This is a genomic window from Enterococcus sp. 9D6_DIV0238 (assembly GCF_002174455.2).
GTDB lineage: Bacteria > Bacillota > Bacilli > Lactobacillales > Enterococcaceae > Enterococcus_L > Enterococcus_L dunnyi.
Map to the genome: position 1 here is coordinate 3,215,900 of NZ_CP147246.1, position 14,526 is coordinate 3,230,425.

The 14,526-nt window shown below is 36.7% G+C and carries 13 protein-coding genes; 11 read left to right on the plus strand and 2 right to left on the minus strand.

All coding sequences use genetic code 11. The annotated features are described in order from the left end of the window. Window positions 1-54: 54 nt before the first annotated feature. A complete protein-coding gene (locus A5889_RS15140) occupies window positions 55-681 on the plus strand; it encodes a histidine phosphatase family protein (protein WP_087639623.1) in 627 nt (208 codons plus the stop codon). Window positions 682-714: 33 nt separating this feature from the next. After that, a complete protein-coding gene (locus A5889_RS15145; protein WP_087639624.1) occupies window positions 715-3,297 on the plus strand; it encodes an ATP-dependent RecD-like DNA helicase in 2,583 nt (860 codons plus the stop codon). A gap of 166 nt (window positions 3,298-3,463) precedes the next feature. Here the strand turns inward: A5889_RS15145 and A5889_RS15150 are convergent, their stop codons facing one another. Continuing rightward, window positions 3,464-3,919 carry a VOC family protein gene (locus A5889_RS15150; protein ID WP_087639625.1) on the minus strand — a complete coding sequence of 152 codons (456 nt, stop codon included), beginning with the start codon at window positions 3,917-3,919 and terminating at the stop codon, window positions 3,464-3,466. 201 nt (window positions 3,920-4,120) lie between these two features. On the opposite strand from A5889_RS15150, the gene A5889_RS15155 reads away from it, so the two are divergent. Then, complete coding sequence (locus tag A5889_RS15155) at window positions 4,121-5,236, plus strand: PLP-dependent transferase (RefSeq protein WP_087639626.1); 1,116 nt, start codon at window positions 4,121-4,123, stop codon at window positions 5,234-5,236. Window positions 5,237-5,289: 53 nt separating this feature from the next. Here the strand turns inward: A5889_RS15155 and A5889_RS15160 are convergent, their stop codons facing one another. Then, window positions 5,290-6,249, minus strand: a complete 960-nt coding sequence (locus A5889_RS15160; protein WP_087639627.1) for a diacylglycerol/lipid kinase family protein — start codon at window positions 6,247-6,249, stop codon at window positions 5,290-5,292. Between the two features lie 221 nt (window positions 6,250-6,470). Here A5889_RS15160 and A5889_RS15165 point away from each other — a divergent pair, with 221 nt between their 5' ends. The 8 genes from A5889_RS15165 (at window position 6,471) to A5889_RS15200 (ending at window position 14,518) form a co-directional block, all read left to right on the plus strand. Then, window positions 6,471-6,977 (plus strand): QueT transporter family protein, encoded by a 507-nt coding sequence (locus tag A5889_RS15165; RefSeq protein WP_087639628.1) that lies wholly within the window; start codon window positions 6,471-6,473, stop codon window positions 6,975-6,977. 225 nt (window positions 6,978-7,202) lie between these two features. Continuing rightward, window positions 7,203-8,408, plus strand: coding sequence for an aminoacyltransferase (locus tag A5889_RS15170; protein WP_087639629.1), 1,206 nt, complete (start codon window positions 7,203-7,205; stop codon window positions 8,406-8,408). A 118-nt stretch (window positions 8,409-8,526) separates the two neighbouring features. Beyond that, window positions 8,527-9,786 (plus strand): zinc ribbon domain-containing protein, encoded by a 1,260-nt coding sequence (locus A5889_RS15175; RefSeq protein ID WP_087639630.1) that lies wholly within the window; start codon window positions 8,527-8,529, stop codon window positions 9,784-9,786. 210 nt (window positions 9,787-9,996) lie between these two features. Then, window positions 9,997-11,451, plus strand: coding sequence for a glucosyltransferase domain-containing protein (locus A5889_RS15180; RefSeq protein ID WP_254909540.1), 1,455 nt, complete (start codon window positions 9,997-9,999; stop codon window positions 11,449-11,451). 610 nt (window positions 11,452-12,061) lie between these two features. Further along, window positions 12,062-12,625, plus strand: a complete 564-nt coding sequence (gene mobA / locus A5889_RS15185; RefSeq protein WP_087640399.1) for a molybdenum cofactor guanylyltransferase — start codon at window positions 12,062-12,064, stop codon at window positions 12,623-12,625. 27 nt (window positions 12,626-12,652) lie between these two features. Beyond that, on the plus strand, window positions 12,653-13,468 hold the full coding sequence (locus tag A5889_RS15190; protein WP_087639631.1) for a formate/nitrite transporter family protein: 816 nt from the start codon (window positions 12,653-12,655) through the stop codon (window positions 13,466-13,468). Beyond that, a complete protein-coding gene (locus A5889_RS15195; protein WP_242585317.1) occupies window positions 13,455-14,042 on the plus strand; it encodes a hypothetical protein in 588 nt (195 codons plus the stop codon). Before A5889_RS15190 ends, A5889_RS15195 begins: the two co-directional genes overlap by 14 nt. Continuing rightward, the gene (locus A5889_RS15200) at window positions 14,033-14,518 is read left to right on the plus strand and encodes an NAD(P)H-dependent oxidoreductase subunit E (protein ID WP_087639632.1); all 486 of its coding nucleotides are present in this window, start codon (window positions 14,033-14,035) and stop codon (window positions 14,516-14,518) included. Before A5889_RS15195 ends, A5889_RS15200 begins: the two co-directional genes overlap by 10 nt. Window positions 14,519-14,526: the final 8 nt, after the last annotated feature.

The following is a 14,526-nucleotide window of genomic DNA, read 5'->3' on the forward strand; positions in this document are numbered from 1 at the left end:
TGATACACTAGTTAAGATAATCAATATTATAGGATCAAGGGAGCAGTCAAAAGAATGAAATTGTACTTTACTCGGCATGGTAAAACAGAATGGAATCAGGAATTACGTTTTCAAGGCATGACAGGTGATTCGCCATTATTGCCAACGAGTTATGAAGAAATAAAATTACTAGGGCAGCAAATCAAGGATGTGCCGTTTGAAAAAATTTTTTCCAGCACCTCCTTACGTGCGAGAAAAACAGCTGAAGGAATTCAAGAAGTACTAGCATCTCCGGTTGAGATCGTCTATACTGATGAGCTGAAAGAACTGGGGTTAGGTCAACTTGAAGGTCAGCTAATCAACGAAATGCGAAAAACTTACTCAGAACAGATGGATCATATGCGTTATCAATTAGACAAATACGATCCGAGTGTTTTTCAAGGAGAACCGATCGAGCAAGCAATCTCAAGAATTTCATCTGTTGTTGAAAAAGCAGTTGATACGGGTGTAGGTCCCTATTTATTCGTAGGGCACGGAGCATCATTGACTGCGGCGATCCAATCTCTAGCAGGCAAAGATTTAGCCGACTTGCGTAGTATGGGTGGGCTAAAAAATAATAGCTTATCGATTTTAGAAACAACTGGTTCTGATGATCAAAGCTACCATTTAAAATTATGGAATGATGATTCCTTTTTACAATAACAATATTTTTGGAAAGAAGGCGGGGGCAAAACGATGGAAACACTATTTGGAGATGAGGAAAAAGAATATGTCGTAGGCCATGTTCAGGCTATTTTTTTCCAAAACCCCAGCAACTTTTACAAAGTATTATTAGTGAAAATCACAGACACAAATACCGATTATTTAGAAAAAGAAATTGTGACCACTGGTAGTTTTGGCCAGATCCAGGAAGAAGAAATCTATCGCTTTTTTGGTCACTTTGTCGATCATCCTAGATATGGGCGTCAATTTCAAGTAGATAACTATCAGCAGGAACGGCCAACTTCAGCAAATGGAGTCGTCAATTATTTATCCAGTGAAAAATTTCCGGGAATCGGTAAGCGAACCGCTGAAAAAATTGTCGAAATACTAGGTGAAGATGCCATTGATCGAATCATTGCAACACCGGATGTACTAGAGGAAGTTCCACAGTTGAACGAAAAAAAACGGCAGACGATCATTGAAACGATTCGGTTGAATCATGGGATGGAGCAAGTGATCGTTGGTTTGAATCGCTATGGCTTCGGGAGTCAGTTGTCATTTTCGATTTATCAAACCTATAAAGAAGAAACGCTGGATATCATTCATGAAAATCCCTATCAATTAGTTGAAGACATTGAAGGAATTGGGTTTAAGCGTGCAGATACGATCGCAGAACAACTGGGGATCGAAGCTGATTCTGAAAAACGTATTCGAGCAGCGATCACTCATGAGATCTTTCAACATTCAGTACGTTCTGGAAATACATATGTTGAAGCTGAAACGTTGTTGCAAGAAACGATCAATACGCTTGAATCCAGCCGTCCATTCGAGATTTCAATGGACTTAGTTGCAGAACAAATCATTCATTTAGTTGAGGAAAGTAAAATCCAGCAAGAAGGGACAAAACTATTTGAAAATAGTCTTTACTTTTCAGAATGGGGCATTGGGACATCTGTGCAACGATTGCTTTCACGCAAAAAAACGATCAAGTATGACAAGAAAGATGTCGAAAAAAATATTCGGATGATCGAAAAACGTTTGGGGATCTTATATGGAGAGTCTCAGCAGGCGGCTATCGAAGAAGCGATCAAATCTCCTTTATTTATTTTAACTGGGGGACCTGGAACGGGGAAAACAACTGTTATCAATGGGATCGTTTCGTTGTTTGCGGAGTTGAATGGGTTGTCTTTAGATATCAAAGACTACACGCAGGATATGTTCCCAATTTTACTGGCAGCACCTACCGGCAGAGCTGCAAAACGGATGAATGAGACGACAGGCTTACCGGCTAGCACGATCCATCGCTTACTCGGCTTGACAGGACGGGAAAAAAATCCCAGCATGTCTGCCAAGGAACTGGAAGGTGGGCTTTTGATCGTTGATGAAATGTCAATGGTCGATACTTGGTTAGCCAATACGTTGTTTAAAGCGATCCCAACAAATATGCAAGTGATCTTTGTCGGTGATAAAGATCAGCTTCCTTCTGTTGGACCGGGCCAAGTCTTGCATGACTTATTACAGATCAATGAAATTCCTAAGACGGAGCTGACAGAAATTTATCGTCAGGGAGACGGCTCAAGTATCATTCCTTTAGCTCATGAAATCAAACAAGGGAAATTACCGCAGGATTTCACTGTGAATCAGAAGGATCGTTCCTTTTTCCCAAGTGATGTGTATCATATTGAAAATTATGTTCGGCAAATCGTGACTAAAGCAAAAGCTAAAGGTTTTTCGCCGCAGGATATTCAATTGTTAGCTCCGATGTATCGTGGAGCTGCAGGAATTGATGCATTGAACAAAATGATGCAGGAGATATTCAATCCGAATGATGGTTCAAAAAAAGAAGTGAAATGGAATGAATCGGTGTACCGAATTGGCGATAAAGTGCTGCATTTAGTCAATACTCCTGAACTGAATGTGTTTAATGGCGATATGGGTGAGATCGTCGGGATCATTCTGGCGAAAGATTCCGAAGATAAAGTAGATGAATTAGTGATACAGTTTGATAATAATGAAGTGAGCTACAAACGAAATGAGTGGAATAAGATTACGCTGTCGTATTGTTGTTCGATCCATAAGGCGCAGGGCAGTGAATTTAAAATGGTTATTTTGCCAATGGTACATCAATATCATCGAATGCTCCAACGAAATCTGCTATATACTGCTGTCACTCGGAGTAAGGAAATTTTGATTTTGCTGGGTGAAGTTCAAGCTTTTTCGACCTGTGTCACACATGAATCAGCGAGTCGTTTGACAATGTTGAAAGAACGGATCACGAGTGCTGACGATATGACATTGACTGTCAGAATGCAGCTGGAAGCTTATGAAGAAGGACTGAGCGAGGAATCACCATTTTCAGACACTTATGAAAATAAATCAGTTGCCTACGAAGAAGTCAAAGAGAAGAAAGCCTCTGTTGTAGAAGAGAAAATAGAACCGATCACCACGAAACCAAAAGTAGAAGAATTGTCTCTGTTTACCCAACCAGAAGAAGAAATAGAGGAACAGGTAGCTTTAGAAATCGAACGTCTGTTAACGCCAGCATTAGTTCAAGAGCAATCGATTGATCCAATGATCGGTATGAAAAATATAACGCCGTATGATTTTATGAAGTAGTAAAAAAATAAAGTGCCCCTCAAAAATTTAACTTTTGAGGGGCATTTCATTTAAAAAACTTATAATGAAACAAAGGGAATATGTTTTGTTAGTTGAACTAAATCATCCTAACCACAAATTTTCTAGTATTACATGCTTTAAATATTTTAGATAGGATAGACCTATTTTAGAGCAATGAACAATACTTCTTATAAGGAATGATCTCTCCATATTTTTCTTCATCTATTTTTTTGTCCAACATTGCGAGATATTCAATCGAATGGCCATTAGGGTCTGTCACATAAAATGAGACAGCAGGCATAAAAGTAAAGACATATAGATCACCTGAGTCGTCGCCGTAAAAGTTCTCTGTCTGGATCCCCTTAGTTTCTAATTCCTCTCTGATAGAGAAAAGTTGATTTTCTTCTACTTCAAAGGCAAAATGCTGTCTTTGAATTTGACTAGAAGGATAGTTTTCTCTGATCCCTAACATTCCTTTGCCTTTTCCACCAACCCAAAAAAAGCTCGATTTCCTTTTATGATCGATATGTAATGATTCCAACCCTGGTAGCTGTTCATAGAATTTAGCACTCTCCAGATAATTTGCCACATTCAAATGTGTTTCAAAAATTCCTTTTACCATAATTGATATCCCCCATTTTTTATTCTAATTTTTCAAGGTATTTCTATAGTAAATCAAAAAAGATAGATAGTGTAGTTATTGGTTTCTTGATCAAATATAGCCAAAAAATAAATGATACAAACATGCTTGTAATAATTATTGGACATCGCCATAAAAGAATGATAAACTTAACTTTATTTTTGGTAGAAATGAGGGAATCAAATGGGATATGAAGGGCAAAGAGACAACGTTCAAACAGACACCTTTTTAGCACAAATCGGAAATCATCAAAATCCAATGACAGGATCGATCAATACGCCGATTTATTTTTCAACGACGTATGAGCATCCAACTTTGGGAGAGTCGACGGGCTATGATTATACGAGAACGAAAAATCCAACAAGAGAAGTTGTAGAAAATGCTTTAGCTGTGCTAGAAAATGGTTCTGTAGGTTTGGCAACGAGTTCAGGTATGAGTGCAGTTCAATTAGTTTTTAGTCAATTTCCTGTAGGCAGTCAAATCGTTGCTTCAAGAGATTTATATGGTGGCAGCTATCGTTATTTTAAAGAATTAGAAAAGCTGGGAATGTATCAGTTTGTTTATGTGGAAGATGAAGCTGGGTTTGAAAAAGCAATTTCGGATCAAACAGCAGCAGTCTTTATTGAAACACCGACTAATCCATTGATGGGGGAAGTGTCCATTGAAAAAATAGCTGCTATTGCTAAGCGTTATAAAGTACAAGTGATCGTGGATAATACATTTTATACACCATTGATTCAAAAGCCGCTGGATTTAGGAGCAGATATTGTTGTCCATAGTGCAACAAAATATCTTGGAGGTCATAACGATCTCTTGGCAGGTGCAGTGATCGCTCGTTCGAAGGAAATAGGTGATCTATTAGCGTATCAGCTGAATACAACAGGGGCAGTCCTTTCTCCTTTTGACAGTTGGCTATTGATTCGAGGGTTGAAGACATTGTCCTTACGGATGGAAAGGCATGAAAAAAACGCACAGGCAGTTGCAGATTACTTGAGTCAGCAGCCTCTTGTAAAGGAAGTCATGTATCCAGGACGTGGCGGTATGTTGAGTTTTAAATTAAAAGACCAACAGGCGATCAAGGACTTTTTAAAGCAATTATCGATTTTTACTTTTGCAGAGAGTTTGGGTGGTGTTGAGAGCTTAATCACGTATCCCACAACACAAACTCATGCAGATATTCCACAAAGCTTGAGAGAATCTTATGGTTTGACTCCAGATTTACTGAGGGTTTCAACAGGTATTGAAGCAAGTGAGGATTTGATCAACGATTTAAGACAGGCTTTTGAAGCAATAAAATAAAAAAAGAACATTAGACGAAAGTATATACACACTTTTGTCTAATGTTTTTTTTGCTAAAACCAAAATAGTCTAGGCTCTGTTGCAAATGAAAAGTCTGTTCCTCGTTTGCCTAGAATTTCGCCATCTGCATGGATATATTCAGGAACAGTTGAAACTATTCTTAATTTACTTGATTGAAAATGATGAAAATACTTAGATTTCATGTGCTTTTTTTGAATCAATAAAATAATCAACCAAAAAATTTTGAATAGATTGACCCGTTCGACTAATACAAAATCCAAAACCGGTTTGCGTGGATCGGCAACTGGTGCAATCGCAACGCCTCCTCCAAAGTAAGGATGGTTAGTTACTGTACACAAAAACGCACGGTCAAACTCGAGGTCTTGTCCATTCACTTCTACACGAACAGGAAATCCTTTTTGAGTGAATAAAACTTTTAGAATCGAAAAAATATAAGAAAGTGAGCCTAAATTGAATCTATTCAATGCATGCTTCGAGGCTGATTCATTGGCTGCATTGACGATAGCTGCATCTAAACCAATGCCGACATTATTGCCGGCAATCCCCTGTTCTTCCTGGATCGATTCATTATAGGTGATGACTTGCAGTTCTTGCGGTCGTTCCGCCTTCAGCAATTGAACGAAGGCTTTTTCCGTTTGACGTGAAATTCCGGCACCACGAGCAAAATCGTTCCCCGAGCCACAAGGAATATATCCTAAGGGAATGTTTGGATCAAACGCTTGCAGGGCATTCATCACACTATGTAAAGTTCCGTCGCCGCCTAAAACGACGAGTAATGGAAATACTTCGATATCCAAATCATCTGACCAAGGAAGCAGTGTATGCTCAACCAATTCTTGGACGATCACTTCTTCGTGACCTGCATATTCTGTATAAAAAACTGTATGATCGATTGCTACTGTTTGTAATTGATTAATGATTTTTTGAGCAGCCTTTTTCCCAGTCCCGCTGCCGGCGTTTTCATTGATGACAAGATAAAAATGCTTTTTCATTTGTTTCCTCCTTGTTCAAAGTCTTATTATAACAGACAATGGAAAAATTAAGAATGTGCAATGCTTGAAAAGTATTCGGGAAAAAATAGTGATGATTTTCCATTGTGAAAGAATCCAATATAAGCTATAATGCCTAAGTATCATTTTTTGAGAACGAAAAGTTCTCGGCAAGGTTCATCAACCATCCCTTGTAAAAAAACTCGGAGAAAGAAGGAGAAACTATGCAAAAAACTGTTACAACAAACAGTAAAGTCAAAGTAATTACCATGAACAGTATCGTGATGGCGCTCTATCTTGCCTTAACGCTATTGGTCGCGCCAGTTTCGTCAGGACCGATCCAATTTAGAATCTCGGAAAGTCTGAATCACTTAGTCGTTTTCAACCGCAAGTTGATGTGGGGTGTTTTAGGTGGAGTAATTGTTTATAATTTCTTTTTTGGTTTTGGTGCTATCGATGCGCTATATGGCGGAATGCAGTCATTTATTTCACTAGGCTTAACAGCCTTGCTTTATAAAAAAGTACCTAATGTGATGCTTCGATTAGCATTGAATACGGTCTTTTTTACGGCTACCATGTGTATCATCGCATATATGTTGGCGCCACAAGGTGGAGCTGCTTTTTGGGGCAATTATGCAACACTTGCACTTAGTGAATTTGTGACAATGGCAGTAGCCGCACCGATCATGTATTGGATCAATAAATCGGTTCATTTTGAAAAAAGAGCATAATTCAAATAGTATCTAAAAATGTGGTTGGGACTACAGGAGTTTCTTTTGATACCACTGTTTATTAAATTTTAGAGTGCGAAACAAAACGATTTTTAGTTTTGTTCCGTACTCTTATTTCTTTAATGATCCATTTTTTATTTATTTTCCCGAAAAACTTTACTGTTCCTAGTGGCTAAATTATGATATGGTAATACAGAAGCAAAAATGTAGAGGAGTTTTTAACCAATGTTTGAATTTAAGATCGGAATCGATGCAAAAGAACATGATTCCTTTGTAGAAAACCATCCCTTATGTAATTTACTGCAATCATCTGCTTGGGGAAAAGTAAAAGATAACTGGGGCTCAGAACTTGTCGGTGTTTATGAAAATGGGACGCTCGTTGCCTCTAGTTTGGTTTTGATCAGACCTTTACCGATGAAATTTTCCATGTTATATACCCCACGCGGACCGATCATGGATTATTCTAATAAAGAATTAGTCACTTTCTTTTTAAAAGAATTAAAAAAATTCGGCAAACAAAAAAGAGCTTTATTTGTGAAGATGGATCCAACGGTACATTACAAAGATTTTCATTTAGGTGAGGAACAAACGCTCGATCCTGCTGCCAAAACGATCATCGATAATCTAATTGCCAGCGGAGCAAAACATCAAGGGTTGACGATGGCGATGGATGCAACGATTCAGCCACGTTTCCAAGCAAATATCTATAAAGAAGATTTCAGTGAAGAGCAACTGTCAAAAAGTACGAAGAAAATGATGAAGCAAGCGCAGAAAAAAGGTGTCACAGTGAAAATGGGACATACTGATTTTGTTGATGATTTTGCCAAAGTCATTGAATTGACGACAGAACGACAACATATTTCTTTAAGAAATAGTGATTATTTCAAAAAGCTATTACAGATCTATCCAGAAAATTCATTCATCATGTTGGCAGAAGTGAATTTGAAAGAACGTTATGAAGAAACTAAACAACGTTTCGATAAAAACAAAGAAGATCTGGCAAATTTAAAAGAAAATCAAGTTAAGAAGCGTCATAATTTAGAAGAATTAGATTTTTCTTTGACACGTGAAATGACAGAATTAGAAGAAAATATCGCACATTCCGGGGATGTTGCTGTCGTTGCAGGTGCTTTGGCGGTCACATTCGGTTCAACGAGCGAAATTTTATATGCGGGTATGGATGACCGTTACAAGCGCTATATGCCTGCGTATTTAACGTGGTTCGATGCAATCGAAGAATGCTTTAAACGAGGATGTTCTTCGTGCAATATGGGTGGACTTGAAGGAAGTTTGAACGATGGTTTGATCAAATTCAAATCTAATTTTAATCCAACGGTCAATGAATTTATTGGTGAGTTTGATTTACCTGTCAATAATTTATTATTTAAAGCAAGTGAATATGCATATAAGTTAAGAAAACAGAAAAAATAAATAAAAGAGGTGCGATTTCGATGGAAAAAATTGAAATCGTATCTTTTTTATTGGGTTTACCTTCTGGCGGAAAAATGAGATAATCAAAAAGGAAAAGTGAGTTTTTGGAGGGAATAAAATGGAAGAAACGTTAGTTCAGAATCAATGTTCAGCTTGTGGGGGAGCGATCAATGATCCATCATTTAAAAATTGTCCGCATTGCGGAACTACTTTGGATATGATCCAAAAGGAAATCGATGAGAAAAACAAAAATATCGAGTTGTGTGCAAATTGCGGCTCACCGGTGACTTTTAATATTGAGAAACAGCAATTTTCATGCGATTTTTGTCACTCGACTTTTACAACAAAAGCGGAGCAAGATTTTGATAATTTGACCTATGAAGCGGATGATTTGATTCCGTTTCAAGTGCCGGAAGGCTTAGCAAAAAAGAAATTTTATGAATGGTTGATCGCAGGGGAAAATGTTCCTTTAGATATTCTTGGAAAAGCAACGAGCATCCAATTAGAACAAGTGTATATTCCTTATTTGGGGGCAAGTGTTTCATATGAAGGCTCTTGGAGTGCCGATATTGGTTATAATCGCAGTGAAACCTATACAGAATATGTAACAAAAGAGGATAAAAATGGCAATAAATATACAGAGCCTGTGACTAAAACGCGAACAGTCGTTGATTGGAATCATTCAAGCGATATTTTCACAGGAACCGCTTATAAAAGTTATCTGATCAACAATGAATTGACAGGAGCTGTTGCGACATTTGCAGAAAAAGCTTCCGGACTAGCAATCATAAATGAAGTGAAGCCTTTTGATGCGCATTATACAGCTGGAACACGTCAACTGAAAATTTCGTCAGATAAGGTTTCAGAAGCGTTACGTTCTGTTCGTGGATTTGCCCATGAAGAAGCACGCAAGAAAATGAAGAGCCTCTTACCTGGTGATAAGAATAAGAATGAAAAAATCACTAAATTTTCGTATACGTTGATATCAAAATATACGTATGTACCATTTTGGAAAATTACGTATAAATACGAAGGAATCGATCATATGTCGTTGATGACTGCATCTAAAAAGGAAAAAATTGACATTGACGGCAGTCGTCCTGTGAGTCAGGAAGATTCAACAATTGAAAAAGGGATGAAGCGCAAGGGACGTTACGGTTTGTTTGCAAGTCTTGGATTTTTCTTAGTTTTCGCATTTGAAGTTCTTCCCGAGTCCATTGAACCTCTACTGTCATTCCTTGTTGTAGGCGGTATTGGTGTTTGGCTATTTTTTGCAATAAAAAGGCATAGATTCCTCGGTGCAAATAAGAAAAATTTAAAAAATAACTTGCAAGAGCATCCTGAATATATGAGTTTACTAAAACAATATTCAGAATAAGCTTGGCGTGAGATAGTGAGAGCTAGAAATTTTTTTAATTTCTAGCTCACTCTTATTTGTTATAATCGATTTTTGTCATTATATTTATTTCAAATGAGACTAAAAAATGTTTGTAGAGATTTTTATGTAGATAAAATATTCTTCGAAAAGATCAATGGCTAGAATGTTTACAAATGAATAACCGTAAAGAGAAAAAGGAGTTGGAAAAAAGTGTTAGCTGTTGAAAAAAATAAACGAAGTATCCTCTTAGTTTTTTTTATTTATCTGGTCATCAATTTGGCGATAGGGATAGTGAATTTTCCTTATTTAGATGATGTTGGACGGCAATTATGGGGATATTCAAAATTTGCAGAAGGATATTCACGGTGGGGCAGTGAGATTTTAGCTTGGGTGATACAGGGAAGTAGGCATCTAACTGATTTAGGATTAGTTTCTTCGATTCTAACGGCAATTATTTTAACTATCTCCAGTAGTATCGTCGTATATGTATTAAATGATAAAAAATTACAGATCATTCCAATGATTGTATCCACGATCGTCGGGATAAATCCTTGGTTTCTTCAAAATATAAGTTTCAGATTTGATGCTCCTTTTATGGCATTCAGCATTTTGTTCTCAGTCATTCCATTTCTTTGGTGGGAGGGCAAGCAGTATTTCTTTTTCTGGATATCGGTTATCGGCGTCTTTCTTATGTGTAATACCTATCAAGCGTCTTCTGGTGTATATCTTCTTTTAGTATTGGCTTTGTCATTCAAAAGGATTTTGGAAAACGAAAAATGGATAGAAATCCTCAAACAAATAGCGTTGTCAGCGTTAGCTTATATTGTTGCTATGGGGAGCTATGTACTTGAAATGAAATTTAACCCTGAATTAGCAAATAGAGGCGGCAATGTTGCAATAGCCTCTCTAAAAGATATTCCAGCGGTTATCTTTATTAATAGCAAAATGTATTTGCAAAAAATTATAGAACAAAGTACGCGCTTATGGATATTATTCGTTATAGTTTTGTTGATAGTGTTCATTTTTGTTCACGTTATTACAGCTAAAACTAAAAGAGCTAATGTCTTCTTTTTTTCTTTTGTTTATTTGATTTTAGGATCAATATTAAGCTATGGTGTTTTCTTGATATTCTCAGAAAAATTAGCTTTAGCAGCGCCAAGATACGCTTATGGATTTAGTATTTTTGTTGCTATAACACTTATCTTACTTTTAAATCGATTGCCTAGGATTCCTAGTTTATCAATACCGATACAAGGAATAATCACTCTATTTTGTTTCTATTTACTGTCATTTCCTTTTGTCTATGCCTCATCTTTGTCCTATCAACTTGATGCATTTGAACGTCAAAGCCTTGTGTTAGCATCAGATTTAAAGGATTTAGTACTTTCAGATAAGCAAAAGGTCTATTCAAACACTCTTTTTAAAGAATCACCTGTATTTGAAAATACCGCTAAAAACTACCCGATCTTAAAAGATTTAGTACCAACAAATACAGCACTTTTCTGGCCAAATCAAGTGCTATTCAAAACATATTCAGGTATGAATATTGATATCCAACCTTTTAACTTAGAAGAATTCCAATCCGATGAAAAAGAACGAAAGAAGTCGGACTATTATTATGATATTTACCAAAAAAATCAGGATATTTATATTATTGTTAAGTAAACAAAATCAATTAGTGTAATTGATATGCATGATGAAAAAAGCTGGTCGTTATATCTATATTGTTACTATTAGACAGAGATAAAAGGGTAAAGCTGGCAATGGATTTAAAAAGGTATTGGATGGTTTAGAAAATAAATCAGGTGAAGCTTATAGGACAAAAAATTTAAGTACTTTTTCTATCAATAATCGATTCTGTGGTTCAAATGAGTATTGACGTAGCTTTTAAAGAGGAATTGCAAAAGTTACAGATAAAAAAAATTGTTCAAAATAAATTAAATTTATTCTTTAGAGAGCGTGTCATCTAAGTGAATGGATTGAAATTGCAATCTGATACAACGTAAATTGTTTTATCGAGTATTTTGTTTAGAGGATAACTCAACCAGTTATCCTCTAAACTTTTTTATATAAAAATTTACTGTAACAGACAAAATAGCTACAAGAATACCTTTATCGAATCAGATAAAGGTAAGAAATAATAAAAATAATAATTGACTTGTTGAAAGGATGTTTTATAATAGAGTAAATGAAAGTGCTTAAAAATATTTATGCTAGATGAAAAATATTTAGTTTTTTTTGATTTACTTTAGCTAGAAGGAGGAGTTCTGTGGGAATGATCAAAGAGGCTACAGCCGTCATTTTATGTGGGGGAAAAAGTACAAGAATGGGCTTTGATAAATCTTTGCTAAAAGTCAATGGAGAGTTCGTTCTACTTAGAACAGTAAAACAGCTCCAAAAAATTTTTCCCAAAGTATTGCTCGTAGCAAATCAAAGAACAAAATTTCCAGCTGTTTTTTCTCAAGTGACTATCATTGAAGATCATTACCATGAAAAAGGGCCTTTGGGAGGTTTAGCAACTGGACTGGAAGAAATAGAAACAGAATATCTATTTTTAGTTGCTTGTGATATCCCTAACTTGACAGTTGATTTGATTCGGATCATGACAGAGTATTTATCAACATATCAAATTGTACTATGTCAGCAAAACGGTCGATTGGAACCCTTATTCGCTTTTTACCATCGTTCTTGTTTGTCTGTCTTTCAACAGCAGCTTACATCAAAAAATTGGCGCATAGCAAAAGAATTCGATCGATTTTCAGTTAAGATCATTACATTAGAAACGTCTACGACTATCAACAATGTGAACACGCCAAAAGAACTTGTCTTTTGGAATTAAAATAAAGTGACATGAAAGGAGTACAGGATGGATTTTGACAGCAGTCAGGAAGTCGTCAGCAGTTTAGGGGATAAAGCAAAGGTAAAGACGAAATTATCATTTGTTCGGTTGAGCATTTTAGGAATTATGGCAGGCTCTTTTATTGCACTGGGGTATTTATCGTTTATCAGAATTACAGGAACTGTTCCTGAAACGTGGGGCAGCTTTGCGACGTTTTTAGGAGGTTGTTTATTTCCAATTGGATTGGTAGCGCTTACTTTTGTAGGTGGTGAGTTAGCAACAGGAAATATGATGGTGATGACTTTAGGATTGATGCAAAAGAAAATTACGAAAAAAGATGTGATTTATAATTGGCTGATCGTATTGATCACCAATTGTCTTGGCGGTTTTTTGGTCGCTTTTTTCTTCGGTCATATCGTTGGTTTGACTGAAGGTGCATTTCTAGAAAAAACGCTCTCTGTGGCACAGGCAAAAATCAATGATACGCCGCTTGTAGCATTTGTTTCAGGTATTGGCTGTAATATTTTTGTTTGTCTAGCTGTCTATTTGGGTGCCATGGGGAAAACTTATTTAGGCAAGATTTTCGGGCTATGGTTTCCTGTAATGGTTTTTGTTGTTTGCGGATTTCAGCACGTTGTAGCGAACGCATTTATCATTCCCGCAGCGATTTTTTCTAACGCAAGCAACATCCAGTGGTCTGAATACTTAATCAATACAGTGGTTGTTTTTTTCGGGAATGCAGTCGGCGGCAGTCTATTTTTAGCGGTACCTTTGATGTTTGTCACAACTGAGAAAAAAGAAGCAGAAGAGCTAAGTGTAGGTGGCGTGTATGAAAAAACTTGAAATGCCTCTGATGGTTCAGATCGGTTCTACAGGACGTAATAGTGGTAAGACAACGCTTGCGAAAACTTTAATAGAAAAAGGACAACCGTTTTTCCCTATCTATGGCTTAAAAGTCATTACGATCAGCGGTGCTAAAGGGAAATGCCAACGAGGAGAAACAGGTTGTGGGATATGTACAAGTATTGACGAAGGGTATGAATTGATCGAAGAAAAAAACGCCAGTGGGTCCAAAGATACGATGCAGCTATTAAGAGCGGGGTGCGAAAAGGTCTATTTATTAAAGGTTTTTTACGATCATTTATTGGAAGGTCTTTTAGCTTTTCAACAAGTAGTTCCTGCAGATACAGTGGTCGTTTGTGAATCAAATTCTGTTCGTGAGGTAGTTGACCCCGGATTATTCATCATGATGAATAATCAGAAAGGAATGAAGAAAACTGCAGCAAAAGTGATCGATCAAGCGGATTTGATTTTAAATTCTCCAGAATTACCCAATCATTTCGATCTCGTCAAAACCAATTCGGGTATTTATTATAACAAAAAGGATAAGGATAGGAGAGCAAAAATATGGGGTTAAGTTTGAAAGAGAAAGAAGCAATTATTTTTGAAAATGATTCTGATCCACAACGCATATTAAATATTTTCCTCGACATTCAATTTGCGTCAGAGGAAGGATATATCGATGAAGAAACAGCAAAGCTGGTTGGAAGTCATTTGGGCTTATCGGAAGCGCGTGTTTATGAGTTGTTAAGTTTTTACGCTATTTTGAAGACAGAACCACAAGCAAAATATGTCCTTAAAATTTGTAACAGTACTCCTTGTTTATATACAGGAGGAGACATGTTGGCAGAAGTATTAGAAACGATTCTAGAGGTTCCGATCGATCAGGCAACTCCGGATGGATTGTTCATGTATCATAGTATTCCTTGTATTGGTGCATGTGATCAAGGTCCAGTCATTAAAATCAAAGATACAGTATTTAGTGATTTGACAGAAGAAAAAGTATATCAGCTGATCGACGACTTACGCAATGGCTGCTATCTGGAACTATAGGAGGAAAA

What these genes read in the sequence shown, in the direction of transcription:
- A5889_RS15140 (WP_087639623.1), top strand. Translation starts at nt 55, where the DNA reads ATGAAATTGTACTTTACTCGGCATGGTAAAACAGAATGGAATCAGGAA.
- A5889_RS15145 (WP_087639624.1), top strand. Translation starts at nt 715, where the DNA reads ATGGAAACACTATTTGGAGATGAGGAAAAAGAATATGTCGTAGGCCAT.
- A5889_RS15150 (WP_087639625.1), bottom strand. Translation starts at nt 3,919, where the DNA reads ATGGTAAAAGGAATTTTTGAAACACATTTGAATGTGGCAAATTATCTG.
- A5889_RS15155 (WP_087639626.1), top strand. Translation starts at nt 4,121, where the DNA reads ATGGGATATGAAGGGCAAAGAGACAACGTTCAAACAGACACCTTTTTA.
- A5889_RS15160 (WP_087639627.1), bottom strand. Translation starts at nt 6,249, where the DNA reads ATGAAAAAGCATTTTTATCTTGTCATCAATGAAAACGCCGGCAGCGGG.
- A5889_RS15165 (WP_087639628.1), top strand. Translation starts at nt 6,471, where the DNA reads ATGCAAAAAACTGTTACAACAAACAGTAAAGTCAAAGTAATTACCATG.
- A5889_RS15170 (WP_087639629.1), top strand. Translation starts at nt 7,203, where the DNA reads ATGTTTGAATTTAAGATCGGAATCGATGCAAAAGAACATGATTCCTTT.
- A5889_RS15175 (WP_087639630.1), top strand. Translation starts at nt 8,527, where the DNA reads ATGGAAGAAACGTTAGTTCAGAATCAATGTTCAGCTTGTGGGGGAGCG.
- mobA (WP_087640399.1), top strand. Translation starts at nt 12,062, where the DNA reads ATGATCAAAGAGGCTACAGCCGTCATTTTATGTGGGGGAAAAAGTACA.
- A5889_RS15190 (WP_087639631.1), top strand. Translation starts at nt 12,653, where the DNA reads ATGGATTTTGACAGCAGTCAGGAAGTCGTCAGCAGTTTAGGGGATAAA.
- A5889_RS15195 (WP_242585317.1), top strand. Translation starts at nt 13,455, where the DNA reads ATGAAAAAACTTGAAATGCCTCTGATGGTTCAGATCGGTTCTACAGGA.
- A5889_RS15200 (WP_087639632.1), top strand. Translation starts at nt 14,033, where the DNA reads ATGGGGTTAAGTTTGAAAGAGAAAGAAGCAATTATTTTTGAAAATGAT.